Annotated in this window: 8 protein-coding genes; all 8 read left to right on the forward strand. The window is 32.3% G+C overall.

Going from position 1 to position 16,458, the window contains the following annotated elements; all coding sequences use genetic code 11:
* The first annotated feature begins 3 nt into the window (after positions 1 to 3).
* The 8 genes from GQS57_RS09720 (at position 4) to GQS57_RS09755 (ending at position 16,438) form a co-directional block, all read left to right on the forward strand.
* Entirely contained in the window at positions 4 to 1,398 is a 1,395-nt protein-coding gene (locus GQS57_RS09720; RefSeq protein ID WP_240915458.1) for a sulfatase, read from the forward strand.
* A 308-nt stretch (positions 1,399 to 1,706) separates the two neighbouring features.
* Entirely contained in the window at positions 1,707 to 4,775 is a 3,069-nt protein-coding gene (locus tag GQS57_RS09725; RefSeq protein WP_165732649.1) for a TonB-dependent receptor, read from the forward strand.
* A 12-nt stretch (positions 4,776 to 4,787) separates the two neighbouring features.
* On the forward strand, positions 4,788 to 6,254 hold the full coding sequence (locus GQS57_RS09730; protein ID WP_165732650.1) for a RagB/SusD family nutrient uptake outer membrane protein: 1,467 nt from the start codon (positions 4,788 to 4,790) through the stop codon (positions 6,252 to 6,254).
* A gap of 137 nt (positions 6,255 to 6,391) precedes the next feature.
* Positions 6,392 to 9,505 carry a TonB-dependent receptor gene (locus tag GQS57_RS09735; protein WP_165732651.1) on the forward strand — a complete coding sequence of 1,038 codons (3,114 nt, stop codon included), beginning with the start codon at positions 6,392 to 6,394 and terminating at the stop codon, positions 9,503 to 9,505.
* Positions 9,506 to 9,516: 11 nt separating this feature from the next.
* Positions 9,517 to 11,271: a RagB/SusD family nutrient uptake outer membrane protein gene (locus GQS57_RS09740; RefSeq protein WP_165732652.1), complete on the forward strand. Its 1,755-nt coding sequence runs from the start codon at positions 9,517 to 9,519 to the stop codon at positions 11,269 to 11,271.
* A 15-nt stretch (positions 11,272 to 11,286) separates the two neighbouring features.
* On the forward strand, positions 11,287 to 12,951 hold the full coding sequence (locus GQS57_RS09745) for a SwmB domain-containing protein (RefSeq protein WP_165732653.1): 1,665 nt from the start codon (positions 11,287 to 11,289) through the stop codon (positions 12,949 to 12,951).
* Positions 12,952 to 13,051: 100 nt separating this feature from the next.
* The gene (locus GQS57_RS09750) at positions 13,052 to 14,611 is read left to right on the forward strand and encodes an arylsulfatase (RefSeq protein ID WP_165732654.1); all 1,560 of its coding nucleotides are present in this window, start codon (positions 13,052 to 13,054) and stop codon (positions 14,609 to 14,611) included.
* A gap of 366 nt (positions 14,612 to 14,977) precedes the next feature.
* Positions 14,978 to 16,438, forward strand: coding sequence for an arylsulfatase (locus tag GQS57_RS09755; protein ID WP_165732655.1), 1,461 nt, complete (start codon positions 14,978 to 14,980; stop codon positions 16,436 to 16,438).
* Positions 16,439 to 16,458: the final 20 nt, after the last annotated feature.

A 16,458-nucleotide genomic window follows, 5' to 3' on the forward strand; every position in this document is an offset into this window, starting at 1 on the left:
AAGATGAATTTATTTGTAAAACATAGTGCATTTATGGTTTCTGTATTTATTTCTTGTGCTTTATTATCTTGTAAAGTGAATAAGCAAAAGAATGCAGAAGAGCCTACAACTACAAACACATATAAAAAACCAAACATTGTTTTATTATTTGTTGATGATTATGGTTGGTCTGATATTGGATATCGAAATTCTACTTTTAATACGCCAAACTTAAATCAATTTAAAAAAGAAAGTTTAGATTTTACACGAGCATACATTCCAACACCTACTTGTAGTCCGAGTAGAGTTTCTTTGCTTACGGGTAAAGAATCTGCAAGGTTAGAAATGTCTAGACACGTACCGGAAGAAGAGTTGTTTATCAACGAGAAGTATAATTTATGGCCTACTGATCCTGTACAAAGACCTTCTATAAATTATTTACCTTTAGAAGAAGTTACCTATGCAGAAGAATTAAAAAAGCACGGATATTACAATTATTTTATTGGTAAATGGCATGTTGGTCATGTAGGGAGATATCCAATAGATCAAGGTTTTGATGCTGAGTTTGGTACAACAGATAACGGTCACCCTAAGAGTTATTACTTTCCTTTCTTTAAAAATGGAGATCCAAGAAATTTTATGAAGGATTATAAAGAAGGAGATTATTTAACGGATGTTTTAACGGATGGAGCGGTAGATTTTATTAAGAATTACGATAAAACAGCTCCTTTTATGTTGTCTTTCTGGTACTATTCTGTACACGGACCTTCTGTAGGAAGAAAAGATTTATTAAAAAAGTATCAAGATGCAGGTTTAGAAGGTAAATACGCACATCATGCAGCTATGGTAGAAGCCATGGATGCATCGGTAGGGCGTGTAAGAAAAGCAATCAAAGAAAAAGGAATTGAAGATAATACCGTAATTATTGTGTTGTCAGATCAAGGAGGTGCTTATACAAACGCACCATTAAGTGGAGGTAAAAAAGGAGGTAATACTTTAGGAGAAGGTGGCGCAAGAGTTCCGTTGTTAATTTCGTATCCAGGAGTTACCAAACCAAATACAGAAACCGATATTCCTGTGCAATCTATAGATATTTACCCAACATTAGTAGAGTTAGCTTCTGGTAAAAAGTACCAAAACGATGCGATACAGGGAGTTAGTTTACTACCTCTTTTAAAAGGGAATAAAATTGCAAAGCGTAACTTATATTTCTTGAGAAGTTATGAAGATCAATATGCTGCAGTAATTTCTGGTGATTGGAAATTGATCAAATACCACTCAGGTAAATTTCAATTATTTAATGTAACAGAAGACATTAGTGAGCAGCATGATTTAATTGGTACAGGTTTAAAAATTGAAGCTACTTTAAAGGAAGATATCCGAAATTGGGAACGTGATTTTGTACCTGCTTATAAGTAATTTGCCATTTAAAGTTAGTCTTAATTAATAAATATTTAACTTTTCATTTATTTAAGTTGTTGTTTTGTAGGTGTTTAGTTGGTTTTTGTATCTCGATTTACTAAGAAGCACATTTAATTTACTAACGTCTACAAATGAACTTCTTAAAAATATTAATTTTAATACGCAGTAAAGATTAACTATGATTTAAGAGATGTTTAACCTTTAATTAACAGTTCTGAAATTTCAATTCTAATGAAATAAAAAAGATAATTAAAAGTACAAAACACAAAAAACTAATTTGAATAAAAACGAATAAAACTCAACTTATGAAATTAAACTTTTTATTAAAAAACAAAATATTAGCATACAGCCTACTAAGCTTATTTGCTATTTTATGCTGTAGTTTTGATGCGTATGCACAAAAAGCAGCAGTAAAGGGTGTTATTACAGATCAATTTGGTACACCTTTGCCTGGTGTAAGTGTATTAGAGAAAGGTACCACAAACGGAACAACAACTGATTTTGATGGAGTTTATGCTATTTCTGTATCTGACCAAAAAGCTTTTTTAACTTTTTCTTATATAGGATACGCTACAAAAGAAGTTCAAGTAAACAATCAAACAAACATTAATGTTGCTTTAGAAGAAGAGGTAGGGCAATTAGATGAGATTGTTTTAGTTGGGTATGGTAGTGTAAAAAAATCTGATGTAACAGGTTCTGTATCTTCAGTAAGTGCAGAAGAGCTTACTAAAACTCAAAGTACTTCTATAGCACAAGCAATTCAGGGTAGAGCTCCAGGGGTTTCAGTAACCAAAAGTTCTGGACAACCAGGTTCTACACCAACGGTAAGAATTAGAGGTGTTGGTACAGTTAATAATGCAGACCCATTATATATTGTAGATGGAGTGCCTGTTAATGACATTACCAATGTAAATATGGATGATGCAGAAACGGTTCAAGTATTAAAAGATGCATCAGCAACTGCTATTTATGGTTCTAGAGGTGCTAACGGAGTAGTGTTAATTACTACAAAGGTAGGAAGTAAAAATAGATCTACGATTTCTTACAAAACCTACACAGGTATTGAAAATAGAATTGATAATCTAGACGTGATGAATGCAGAGCAATGGGCAACTCTTTACAACGAAGGAAAAGTAAATGATGGAGCTACTCCAGAAGCTGCTTTTGCAGATCCATCATCATTAGAGTCTTATAATTGGAAAGATGCTGTTTATAGAACAGGTACTATTGTAAGCCATCAATTATCTTTATCTGGTGGAGGAGAAAAAACATCTTATTATGTTTCTTTTGGTAAATTAAAACAGAAAGGAATTGTAAGCAATACGTCTTTTGATAGAACAAACTTTAGAGTAAATAGTACGTATCAAATAAAACCTCAAATTAGAGTAGGGCAAAATATACAGTATTCAAAATCAAGCTCTAATGCTGTAGCTTCTTTTGGGGGGAATTCTAATAATAAAACAGCTTTTATTGGATTTGTTGTAGACCCAGTCTCTCCAATTTACAATACAGATGGTTCACCTGCAAGACCTTTATATTCTACAGAGATTAGAAACCCTGTGGGTTTAACATTGTATGAACAAACACCTTTAACAAAAGAAAGTTTTTTAGGAAACGTTTTTGTAGAGGCTGATCTTATGAAAGGTTTAAAGTTTAAATCTAATTATGGTTTAGAAGTTAATAACAGAAAGATGGACAACTTTCAATCTGAATACTTCATCTCGGCAGAACAAAATAGACCAGAAAATATTTATAGTTTATTAAGATCAGAGAATAGAGTAAGTGTTTGGTCTAATACGTTAAGCTATAATACTACAATTAAAGAAAAGCATAGTATTAGCGCCTTGTTAGGACATGAAACTCAACAATTAGATTTTAATAATGTTTTAGCGAGTAGAAGTGCAATTCCAGAGGGAATCGAGAATCCTACATTGGGTTCAGGAGCTATAGATTCATCAACAAATAATGGTACTATTTCTAGCTCATCATTATTGTCTTATTTTGGTAGACTAAATTATAATTATGATGATCGATATTTATTTACAGGTACTTATAGGATTGATGGTTCTTCTAGATTTGGAGACAACAATAGATTTGCTCAATTTCCATCTCTAGCCTTAGCATGGAATATTCATAATGAAAAGTTTTATAATATTGATGTCATTAATCAATTCAAATTCCGTGTTGGTTGGGGAGAAACAGGAAACCAAAACATCCCTAATTCTGCAATATTTAGTACGTTAAGCACTAGTGAAAATTATTTATTAGGTAATGATGAAACAACGGTAGTTGGTTTAGCGCCATTAAGCCCTGGTAATCCAGATTTAAAATGGGAAACAACAACTACTTCAAACGTAGGTTTAGATTTAGGTTTGTTACATAATGCACTTACATTTACGGCAGATTATTTTATAAAAACAACTTCTAATATGTTGTTAGAATCTCCAATTTTACAGACTTCTGGTTATCAATCACCTCCAACAATAAATGCAGGAGAGATTGAAAATAAAGGACTAGAATTCTCATTAAATTATAAGAAAAGAATGAATGATTTTTTCTTTAGTGTGGGAGGTAATATTGCTTTTATAGACAATACAGTACTTAGTTTAGCAACAAAAGGGAGTGTTATTAGCACAGGAGCTACTGGTAACGGTTATACTGGTATTAGTAGAACTGAAGCAGGTAGACCTATCGCTTCTTTTTACGGATTAGAAGCAATTGGAATTTTTCAAAATCAAGATGAAATAGACAACAATGCTAGTTTAAATGGAAATAAACCAGGAGATGTTAGGTACAAAGATTTAAATGAGGATGGTTCAATTAACGATGATGATAGAACTTTTATAGGTTCTCCATTACCAGATTTTACTTACGGAATTAATCTTGATATGACATATAAGCAATTTGATATGACAATGTTTTTTCAAGGAGTACAAGGGAATAAAATTTTTAATGCTACCTCATATTTGCTTGATGGAAAGTTAGACTCTAATCTAAATACTGAATATTTAGGAAGATGGACTGGAGAAGGTACTACTAATTCTATACCTAGAGCTACATTTGATGGGTTTGCTAATAACAGCAAGCAGTCTAGTAGATTTGTTGAAGATGGATCTTACTTAAGACTTAAAAATGTACAAATAGGGTATAATTTTTCAAAAGACATTTTAAGTAAAACATTTATTTCAAAAGCTAGAATTTATGTAGCGGGTCAAAATTTATTTACCATAACAGACTATAGTGGGTTAGATCCAGAACTGGGTGTAGATGAAACTCAAAACGATGGTAGTAGAACATCTTTAGATATAGGAATTGACAGAGGTAGATACCCATCTACAAGATCATTTTCTTTAGGACTAGATATTAACTTTTAAAAAGCATTCATTATGAAATTATATAATAATATTAAGACATATATAAAGTACAGTTTACTAGTTGTAATAATTACAATGGTTTCTTGTTCAGACAACTTAGATTCTAAATCTTTTGGAGAACCTGTTTTAGAAGATTTCTATACCAATCCAGTACAAGCAGAGCAAGCTTTAATAGCAACATACTCCTCTTTAAGAGAATTGTACGGTACTAATTTTTGGGCAGTAATGGGAACCGATATGGTTTTTGGAGAAATAGGTACAGACGACTTTATTAAAGGAGGACGTACTGCCGAAAATAATGCACCATTATTTGAAAGAGATAAATGGGCAATTTCTACAACAAACCCTATAATGGCTGAACTATGGAAAGTGAGCTATAAAGGTATTTTATATGCAAATTTGGTGATTGAAAATGTGCCCAATATTACTTTTGATGATACTGAAAGGAAAAAGGAAATTTTAGCAGAAGCTCATTTTTTACGTGCTTTCTATTATCTAAACTTAGTAAATTCTTTTGGAGGAGTACCAATTATAGATAGCCCTTTAGGTATTGGAGAGTATAATGTACCAAGAGCAACAAAAGAAGCTTCTTACACTTTTATTGAAGATGATTTAAAAATTGCAATAGCAGATTTACCTTCAAGATTAAGTCAAGGTTCTGATTATACAGGTCGTGCAGATAAAGGAGCTGCTTTAGGAATGATGATGAGAGTTTCTTTATACCAAAATAAAATGAGCCAAGTAGAAACGTACGGAAATCAACTATTTGCTTTAGGTTTTGAATTAACACCAGATTATTCTACTATTTTTGAACCAGAAGGAGAGTGGAATTCTGGTTCTCTTTTTGAAATTAGCTTTCTTTCAGATGCAACTGCATCAGGTAGTGGAATACCGCAACGTGTAAGTCCAAACAGTAATAAAGGAGGTGGTTTTGTGCAAGCAAGAGATGGTTTAAGAAATGAGTATGAGGCAAACGATCCTAGATTAGATGCTACTTTATATTTTAGTGATGCTACTTACGGTACCGATTGGTATGTAAGAAAATATGCTTGGGCTCCTTATACTAAATATGAAATACCAACAACAAGTAGAAGTAAAAATAGCTCTAATAATGTTCGTATTATTAGACTTGCAGATGCGTATTTAATGTATGCAGAAGCTATTTATAGCACAAACCCTGCAGAGGCAATTAAGTATGTTAACAAAGTTAGAACTAGAGCAAGAGGTACTGCTTTACCTACTGTAGTTCCAGATTTACTAGGTACATTATCAGGTCAACCTTTATTAGATGCTATTTATCATGAAAGACGTGTAGAGTTGGCTGGAGAAGGTTTTCGTTTTCACGATTTAGTAAGAACAGGTAGAGCAGAAGCTTTATTAAGTCCTTATGGGTTTGTAGAAGGCAAGCATGAGGTAATGCCAATACCTTTAGATCAAGTTACGTTGTCTGAAGGTGTTCTAGAACAGAATAATTACTAGTTAGATGATCGTTTTTTTTATATGTTATTTTAAATTAGGTTGAAGCTGTTTCCTAAACTCTTCTCAATAATTATGATAAATAACAATAGTAAAAAGACAAAAAACTAATTTGAATAAAAACGAATAAAAATCAACCCATGAAATTAAACTTTTTATTAAAAAACAAAATATTAGCATATAGCCTACTAAGCTTATTTGCTGTATTGTTCTGTAGTTTTGATGCCAGTGCACAAAGAACTACAATAAATGGTACTGTAACAGATAGTGCAGATAATACTCCTTTACCGGGAGTTTCTGTGGTCGTTAAAGGTACAAAGAGAGGTGTAAGCACAGATTTTGATGGTAATTTTACTATTAAAGCTAAAATAGGCGAAACTTTAGTGTTTGCTTATTTAGGTATGCAGAATAAAGAGGTAGAAATTACAAAAACACAATTAAATATTTCTTTAGATTCAGATACAGAATCTTTAGAAGAAATTGTGGTGGTTGGTTACGGAACTGTTAAGAAAAAAGAATTAACGGGAGCTGTAAATAGAGTGGTTACTGGAGATATAGAAAAGTTTGTAACACCAGATGTTGCCTCTGCATTACAAGGGCAAGTTGCAGGTGTAAATGTTACAGCCAGTTCAGGAGAACCAGGTGAAGCAGCAAATATTCAAATTAGAGGGGTAACTTCATTAATTGGTTCAAATACACCATTATTTGTTGTAAATGGTATTCCTCAAATTGGTGATCCAGGATTAAGTCCTAATGAAATTGAAAGTATCGATATTTTAAAAGATGCTGCATCTACAGCTATTTATGGTGCAAGAGGAGCTGCGGGGGTTATTTTAATAACCACCAAACAAGGAAAAGCAGGACAAATGAATGTTGGTTTTAATTATACTTTTGGTTTACAAACTGTTGGAGATGAGGCAACCCCTTTAATGAATACAGAAGGACAATTGTTTTATGAAGTAAATAGAAATGCATATACTGCCATTAGTTTTGATCATATTGTTGCGCGTTACCCAGAATGGATTAATAATGATAATAAATTTGATGACTATGTATTAAATAGATATGCAGAGGTTAAAAATTATGATTTTAGTGTTTCTGGTGGTGCAGAAAAATTTACATATAATGTTGTAGGTAGTTTATTTGATCAAGATGGTTCTATTGTAAATTCAAACTTTAAAAGATACAACGGTAGAGCAAGTACAACGTATAATACAGATAATTGGAAAATAGATGGAAGTTTATCTTTTACCATCGAAAAAAGGAAAAGGTCTAGTGCAGGTCTAATTGTGCAAGCAGGTAGATATAAACCATATTATCCAGCAATAGATCCTGATGAAGAATCTGTAGATGGTAGTGCAATTGGTGGTGTTAGAACTCCTTCTGTAGCCTTAAATCAAGCACTTAGACAATTAGATAATAGTAATAGAGATCGTATCAATGCAAGTTTAAGTGTAAATAGAAAATTATCAGAATCGTTAGACTTTATTACACGAGTAGGGGTTTCTGTTACGAATGATATCAGAAATATTTTTAAACCAAGTTTTTCTTTATATGATTTAGAAAATGATGAAGTAATAACTGATGACACAAGAAGTGGAGTTATTGCCATTGCTTCTAGAACGAATAAGTTTAGTTGGGATGCCAGTTTAAATTATAAAAAGAAATTTGGTAATCATAGTATTGGGGCTACAGTAGCATTGGCTTTAGAGGAAGATAATCATCAATCTTTTGACGCTTCTATTCAGGGAGTTTCTAATAATAATTTATTAGTGTTAGATGGCGGTACTATAAACCAATTAGTAAACAGTGGTTATAATCCAGATATTTCTGGAACTACTGATAATTACAATAAAAAAACGGTAGGTACTATTGGAAGGTTGCAGTATAATTATAAAGGAAAGTATTTAGTATCTGCATTGGCAAGATACGATGGTTCTTCTAGGTTTGGATCTGAATATAGATGGGGTACTTTCCCTTCTATTTCTGCAGCATGGAATGTTTCTGATGAAGATTTTTGGGAACCAATAAAAGCTACAGTTAATAGTCTTAAAGTAAGGTTAAGTCATGGTACTGTTGGTAACGATAGTTTTGCAGATTATGAATATGCTAGTACAATTGCTCCTTTTGGAGATTATGTTTTTGATGAAGGCGATAGTGGAGAAGAATTTGGAACATCAATTATATCTTATGCAAATGCAGATGTAAAATGGGAAACTTCTGTATCTAATAACGTTGGTGTAGATCTTTCTTTTTTAAGAAATAAAATTACAGTTACTGCAGATTACTACAATACTAAAAAAAGAGATATGTTATTCCCTGTAACATTGCCTGGTTCTGCAGGTGCATATTATGATAATATTTTAGTTTTAAATATTGGAGATATGGAAAACAAAGGGTTTGAATTTGCTACAAACTATAGAGGAAAAGTTGGTGAAAGTAATTTAAGATTGGGAGCTACTTTTACAACCAATAGCAACAAGATTACAAAAATGCAAGATGGTGTTACTATTGTGCCTAATAACGGTGTAAGATTGGTAAATGAAACAACCGAATCTACAGTGTCATTTATTGCAGTTGGTCGTGAGGCTGGTTCTTTCTTTTTATATGAAACCAACGGTGTGGTACAAACAGATGAGCAACTTGCAGCATATAGATCCTTAGAAGGAAGAGAAGATGCAGAAAAAGGAGACTTAATTTATGTTGATACTAACAATGATGGAAAAATAAACAATTCTGATAGGGTTTATAAAGGTAGTGGATTGCCAGATTTTGAATATGGTCTTAATTTAAACTGGAATTATAAAAGTTTCGATTTATCGATGAATTGGTATGGTACCGTTGGTGCAGAAGTATTAAATGGTAATAAAGCAGCTTCTTATAATTATGAGCGTCATCAAGATTTAAAGAATATGTGGACACCAAACAACCCAACTTCTCAAATACCAATCTTTAGAGGTGATGCTTCTGATCATTATAATTATTCTGGACTTACAGATTACTGGTTAGAAAATGGAGATTATTTAAGGTTGAAGCAAATCTCATTAGGGTATACGCTATCTGAAGAGGTTACTTCTAAAATTGGTCTAGATAAATTTAGATTTTTTCTAACAGCACAAAATGCACTTACGTTTACAAAATATTCTGGATATGATCCAGAAGTTGGCTCTAACAATGTTGCCAGAAGAGGTATAGACAACTCAAGATATCCGCTTGCAGCAATATATAGTTTCGGTTTAAATATTAATTTTTAAAAACACACAAAATGAAAACATATATAGCTAAAACAATTTCTTTAACGGTAATGTTTTTAACATTATTTTCATGTGATTCATATTTAGAAGAAGTGAATCCGAATGAAATATCTGCAGACATTTATTGGTCTACCTTAGAAGAGTCTGAAACTAATTTAATTTCGGTGTATGGTGCCATGTTAAATGAGTATATCGTAAATGCACGTGTAGAATCTTGGAGATCAGATGAAGGATATCCTGGTGGTCGTTTTAATGACAGGTCTCCAGCAGATGGTCAAGATGTATCTCTTTTTGCTAAGAATTGGTACGAACATAAGATAAACGAAAACACCAACGAATTACAACTAAGATGGAATGCTTTGTATCAAGTTATTTTTAGAGCAAATCAAGTAATAGAAGGTTTAAACGGGATGACTGATGATTTAAAAAGTCAAGAAAAATGGACTTTACAAATGGGACAAGCACGTTTTTTTAGAGGCTTAGCGCATTTCTATTTGCATTCAGTTTTTAAACAAGGAAAAATTATTATTAGAGATGTAAATCCGGTAAAACCTACTGATTTTGCAAAAGCAGCATCAGAATCTGCAGAAGTAATCGCTTTTTTTAGAAAAGATTTAGAATATGCTTATACCAATTTACCTGGACAAATGTTGCCAAAAACAAAAGTAGATGCAGGTGCAGCCGGTACTATTTTAGGAATGAGTTATTTGTATGAAGGAGATTATGCCGTAGCCAAAGATTATTTTGATGATATTATTAATAATAAAAAGAAAGATTACGGATACGCTTTAGTACAAGATGCAAGTATCCTATTTACAAAAGTAGGTGATTTTAACTCAGAATCTATTTTTGAAATTAATTATAGTATGCATAAAGCAGAAGATAATTCTTTTAATGAAGACGATTTTATTACAAGAAGTGCTAGGTATTCAGCGCCAAGAAGTGGTGGTGGGTCAAGTAATTTAGAAACTTTTACAGCTGCAGCATGGTTAATTCATGCTTATGCTAGTGATGAAATGGATCCTACTGATCCAAGAAATACGGTAACAGATAGAGCAGGTGTTGTAAGGCTAAGAAAAGTTTCTTTAAGAAATTCTGCTATGCTTGCTGTTGTAAATGATGAAGATACAGAGTATTATCAATCACCATCTGCTGCTATTTTACAAAATTTTAAGACCTCAGGTAAATATGGTTATTTTAAAAAGTACACCAATCATGATATTACTAATGATGAAAATACATTAGGTGTTAATAGTTGGCAATCTGGTAAAAATGTTGTTTTAAACCGTTTGTCTGGTGTTTATTTAATGATGGCAGAATGTTTAAATGAAACGGGAGATATTGCTGGTGCTTTGTCATATACCAATGCAGTACGTAAACGTTGGGGACTTTTAGCCTTAGAAGGTGCAGCGTATGATTCTCAAGAAGAAGTAAGAACACGTTTACAATTATTTGAATATCCTATGGAATTATGTGTAGAAGGTTTTTCTACAAGAAATATTGATTTACGTAGATGGGGAATTGCTAAAGAGCGTTACACGGCATTAAGTGAAAGAAATTTTTATGCTACGGATTATGAGTATTTAAACGAAGAAGCTACAGGAACAGGAACAAGAACAGCTAGTTTGGTAAGAGAAGGTATCAGTACAATTGAAACCGATTTTCAAATAGTACCAGAATTTTCAGCAGCAGCAGAATTTTATACTGATGGGTATTTACCATATCCTGCAAGTGAAACCATAAATAATCCAAAAATTTCTAACTAATCTAAAATGAAAAAAATGAAAAAAATAGGAATTGTATTAATGTTGATATTGTCGGCATTTGGATGTAGTGAAAATGAATATGATGCACCTTATGGAGATTTCTCTAGTTTTACTTGGATAGCAACACAAAATACTACCACAGGAGATTATGTAGTGGCACTTAATCAATTTATAGGATTATATGATGTTTCTACGAATGCGGTAAGCCATAGCTGGAGTATACCAGAGGGTACTAGTTCTTTGTCTAAAGAGTTTTCTTCGGATAATTCAATCTATTCAGATTTTATAGAAGCTACAGGACCAACAAGTTTAGACGATCAGCAAATAAATGTGCTGTTTAATACACCAGGAATTAAAGAAATTGCACTTAAAAATGTTTTTAAAGATTCTGTAACTGAGTCTGTAAAACAAGCAGATGGTACTTGGTTGGTTGATAAAATATTTACGGTTAATGTTTATGATGATTTAAAACCGGTATTTCAGGTGCTTAAAGGTACAGAAGTAATTTTAAGTGTAAGCGAAACAGATATGCCAACTATTGAAGATATTGACTCTTGGAAAACTGTAAGTTTAGAAGCTGGCGATAAACTTACGTATGTAGATATGACTACTTCAGGAGAACCAGACGCTAGAACATGGACATTTAAAGGAGGAGATAAAGATAAAAGCAGTGCAGATTCTGTAGATGTTTTATATAATAGTTTAGGAGATTTTGTAGCAGGAGATATTACTTCTAGTAGAAAAGAACCAAAACCAAAAGGAGAAGTAATAAAATTAATTCCTTTAAAAATTAAAGTAATTCCATCTACAAAACCTTTTGTACTTAATGGAGGTTTAAAAGAAGATGCAACAGAAGTTATTTCTTTTAAACTTACAGGAGAAATAGGCGTTTTAGCTGCATCAGAAAAAGATAATTTTACTGTAAATGTAGCAAATACAACAGCAGGTTTCAATCAAAATATTGCGGTGCAATCAGTTGCAATTAATAGTGAAGATGCAACGCAGATAGATATAACATTAGCAGCACCAATTTATAATAGTGATGTGGTTACTGTTGCTTATACTTCGGGCGATATACAATCTGTAGATTCTAGAGTTTTAGAAAGCTTCGAGAACAAAAAAGTTGTTATGTATTTTGAAGGAGCTATGAATATACCAGGTTATACGGGCTATGAACAAGAATGGGGTGGTTCTGGTAATCAATTTAAAAAAGCAAATACAGAAGGATATTTTGCACAACATAACAAAAATAATGAAGGTGGCCCATTATATTATTGGAGAGATGATGCTATGGCTTATCAAGGAAATAGTTCTATGAAGTTTGAAACTACAGCGAGTGGAATTCCTGCAATTGCTAGACTACAAGGAGCTGGTTTTACAACTTTAAGCCCTGTAACTGCAGGTACGTATATTCCTTCTGTTTGGGTTTATATCGAAAATTCTACTGTTATGAGTTCTATTCAGTTTTCTTTTAATGCAGATTCTGATGCAACTTTTAATTTTGATATTTCAGCAACAGAAAAAGGGAAATGGGTAAAACTTACGTTACCAGAAATAACTTTAGGAGATATTAATTCTGGTAGATTCGATCTTAATATAGAAAGTACAGGTCAAGATGATGCTATCGTTCAAAAACTATGGTTAGATAATTTTGATTTATTAATTATCGAACCTAGATAATTTAAAATAGAATGATATTCCCATTTCAATTTTAGATGGGAATATTTTTTTTCAAATGAAGAACTTTTATTTACAAAGGATTATATATAAAAACAAGATAATGAGAATCGTTAAATTAAATTTTTTATTAGTTTTTACTTTCGTTTTTGCAATTGGGTGTAAAAATCAACCAGAGAAAAAAGAAGTAAAAAAGACTGAACAGAAACCAAATATTGTAGTGATCTATTTAGATGATTTAGGCTATGGAGATATCAGTGCCTACGGAGCTACAGAACTACAAACGCCAAATATAGATGCATTAGCGTCTGGCGGAATTAAATTTACAAATGGGTATGCTTCTTCGGCAACGTGTACACCAAGTAGATATGCTTTGTTAACAGGTGTGTATCCTTGGCGAAATAAAGATGCTAAAATTTTACCAGGAACAGCACCTTTGTTAATTACTACAGAGCAACAAACCTTACCAAAAATGTTGAAGAAACAAGGGTACCAAACAGCAATTGTTGGTAAATGGCATTTAGGTTTAGGTACCGGAATTGTAAATTGGAACGAAAGAGTTTCTCCGGGTCCAAATGAAGTTGGTTTTGAAAGTTCATATATTATGGCTGCTACGCAGGATAGAGTTCCTACCGTATACATAAAAGACGGAAATGTTGTTGGTTTAGATAAAAATGATCCTATCGAAGTAAGTTATAAAGAGAATTTTGAAGGAGAACCAACGGCAATTTCTAATCCAGAAATGACAACGATGAAATGGCATCATGGTCATAACAATAGTATTGTAAACGGAATTCCAAGAATAGGGTTTATGAAAGGTGGAGATGCTGCAAAATGGACAGATACAGACATGGCAGATCATTTTTTAGCAAAGGCACAGAATTATGTTAAAACACATAAAGACAAACCTTTCTTTCTATATTATGCAATGCAGCAGCCACATGTACCAAGAACGCCACATCCAAGATTTGTAGGTAAATCTGGAATGGGACCAAGAGGAGATGTTATTTTAGAAGCAGATTGGGTGATTGGAGAATTTATGAATACTTTAAAAGAAGAAGGTATTTTAGAAAATACATTAGTTGTTTTTTCTAGTGATAATGGTCCAGTTTTAAATGATGGTTATTATGATGATGCCGTAGAAAAATTAGGTAAACACGATCCTAAAGGAGGATTTAGAGGTGGTAAATACAGTATTTTTGAAGCAGGTACAAGAGTTCCTTTTATTACGTATTGGAAAGGGAAAATACAACCTGCAGTTTCAGATGCTATTGTTTGTCAGATGGATTTATTAGCTTCTCTTGCAAACTTAACTGGTACTGCAGAAACGACTACAGATAGTAAAGATATATTAAATACCTTGTTAGGTAATAGTGATACAGGAAGAGATAATTTGGTGATTGAAGCTACAGGAAAAACAGCTTTAAGACGTGGAGATTGGGTATATATACCAGATTATAAAGGAAAAAACTTTAGGGAAAAAGTAAGTATTGAAGTTGGTAACTTTCCTTATGAGCAACTTTATAATGTAAAAGAAGACAAAGGGCAACAAAATAATTTAGCTAAATCTAATCCAGAAAAATTAGCAGAAATGAAAGCCATTTTTGTAAAGTTAAGAGGTGTCGATTTTACAAATGGAGTTAAAGAAGTACAATTTAGATAACTGAAAAGTTGTCTTAAACTTTTGTAATAGTTTTTATTAATAACAATTAGAAAGACATTTAATATCTCCTAGAGTTGTTAAATGTCTTTTCTTTTTTAATCTATAAATCATTAGTATCCGATTAATATTTTTTTTAGTTTGATAAACCTTTTAAAACAAGTGGTTTAAGTATTTATTTTTTTAATGATACCCTTGGTTTTTTTAAGTAAAATTATTGAGAAAAGGCAGACTAATTTAAGTTACATCTCTTTGTCACGGAGTTGGAGTCAAGTCTTGGTTCTTGATTCTAAAAGTGAAGCGGTCTTATGTCTTTTATCGGACAATAATGTCTATAAATGAAAAAACACCAATTAAACGGTTTAAATTATGAAGATTAAATTAATTTTATGGGGTGCCTTTGTTTTTACAATTGCAATTTCTTGTGCACAAGAAAAAGAGAGTAAGAAAGTTTTGGTAAAACAGAAGCAACCAAATATCATTTATATTTTAGCAGATGATATGGGGATTGGAGATTTAGGAACTTATGGTCAAACAAAAATTTACACTCCAAACCTAGACCTTTTAGCGGCGAGAGGAATGAAATTTACGCAACATTATAGCGGTTCTGCTGTTTGTGCACCTTCACGTTCTACTTTAATGACAGGTCAACATACAGGACATACGCCAATTAGGGGAAATAGACAGTTGGTAGAAGATGAAGAAGGTCAAGTTCCTTTACCGAAAAACTCAGTAACCATTGCAGAAATTTTAAAAGAAGCAGGGTATGTAACTGGTATGTTTGGTAAATGGGGATTAGGTTTTGGAGAAGGAGATCCAAACAATCAAGGTTTTGATGAGTTTTACGGTTATAATGATCAAAAGTTAGCGCATCGTTATTATCCTCCTTATTTAAACCATAATCAAAAAATAGATTCTTTAGAGGGGAATGATTGGACACATAAAGTTACGTATTCTCCGGATAAAATTAGAGATCATAGACTTCAATTTTTAGAAGATAATAAAGATAAACCGTTCTTTGCTTATGTTCCTTTAGTATTGCCACATGCAGAAATTATTTCTCCAAACGATTCTATTTTTAAAATGTATGATGGAAAATTTAAAGAAACAGCTTATACCGCAGACAATAAATATACTTCAGATTATGGTCCAAATATAGTAACTTATGAATATTCACCTTGTGATAAACCAAAAGCAACCTATGCTTCTATGGTAACAAGAATAGATGCCTATGTTGGTGAAATTGTAGCAAAAGTAGAAGAATTAGGTCTTACTGAAAATACCATTATTATGTTTGCTAGTGATAATGGTCCTACAACCGAAGGAGGAGCAAGTCCAGATTTTTTTGAAAGTAATAGTAAGTTTAGAGGTTACAAAAGAGATTTATATGAAGGCGGAATTAGAGCACCATTTATAGTGGTTTGGCCAAATAAAATTGCAGCAGAAAGTGTAACAGATCATATTTCTACTTTTTGGGATGTTTTACCAACTTTAACAGAAATAACAGAAACTAAAAACCCAAAAGGTATAGATGGTATTTCTTTTTTGCCAACATTATTAGATAAAAAAGGACAAGAACAACACGCGCATTTATATTGGGAATTCAATATAAAAGGTGGTAGAAAGGCTATAAGAAAAGGAAATTGGAAAGGTGTTTGGAATAAGATGAATTTAAAAGGCGAAAAGAAAGTTGCTTTTGAATTATATGATTTATCTAAAGATGTTTCTGAAACTATAGATGTTGCTAGTTTACACCCAGAAATTGTGTCAGAATTAAAACAATTAATGGAAGAGTCTAGTACCGAGTCCGTTCTTTTTCCTTTTGAATAGGAAAGGATTTTTTTAAGACG

The sequence above is a fragment of the Polaribacter sp. 20A6 genome, assembly GCF_011378915.1.
In the GTDB taxonomy this organism is placed as follows: Bacteria; Bacteroidota; Bacteroidia; order Flavobacteriales; family Flavobacteriaceae; genus Polaribacter; species Polaribacter sejongensis.

Bases quoted from the DNA above. Each gene is read 5' to 3' on its own strand.
- GQS57_RS09720 (WP_240915458.1), top strand. From the start codon at position 4: ATGAATTTATTTGTAAAACATAGTGCATTTATGGTTTCTGTATTTATT.
- GQS57_RS09725 (WP_165732649.1), top strand. From the start codon at position 1,707: ATGAAATTAAACTTTTTATTAAAAAACAAAATATTAGCATACAGCCTA.
- GQS57_RS09730 (WP_165732650.1), top strand. From the start codon at position 4,788: ATGAAATTATATAATAATATTAAGACATATATAAAGTACAGTTTACTA.
- GQS57_RS09735 (WP_165732651.1), top strand. From the start codon at position 6,392: ATGAAATTAAACTTTTTATTAAAAAACAAAATATTAGCATATAGCCTA.
- GQS57_RS09740 (WP_165732652.1), top strand. From the start codon at position 9,517: ATGAAAACATATATAGCTAAAACAATTTCTTTAACGGTAATGTTTTTA.
- GQS57_RS09745 (WP_165732653.1), top strand. From the start codon at position 11,287: ATGAAAAAAATAGGAATTGTATTAATGTTGATATTGTCGGCATTTGGA.
- GQS57_RS09750 (WP_165732654.1), top strand. From the start codon at position 13,052: ATGAGAATCGTTAAATTAAATTTTTTATTAGTTTTTACTTTCGTTTTT.
- GQS57_RS09755 (WP_165732655.1), top strand. From the start codon at position 14,978: ATGAAGATTAAATTAATTTTATGGGGTGCCTTTGTTTTTACAATTGCA.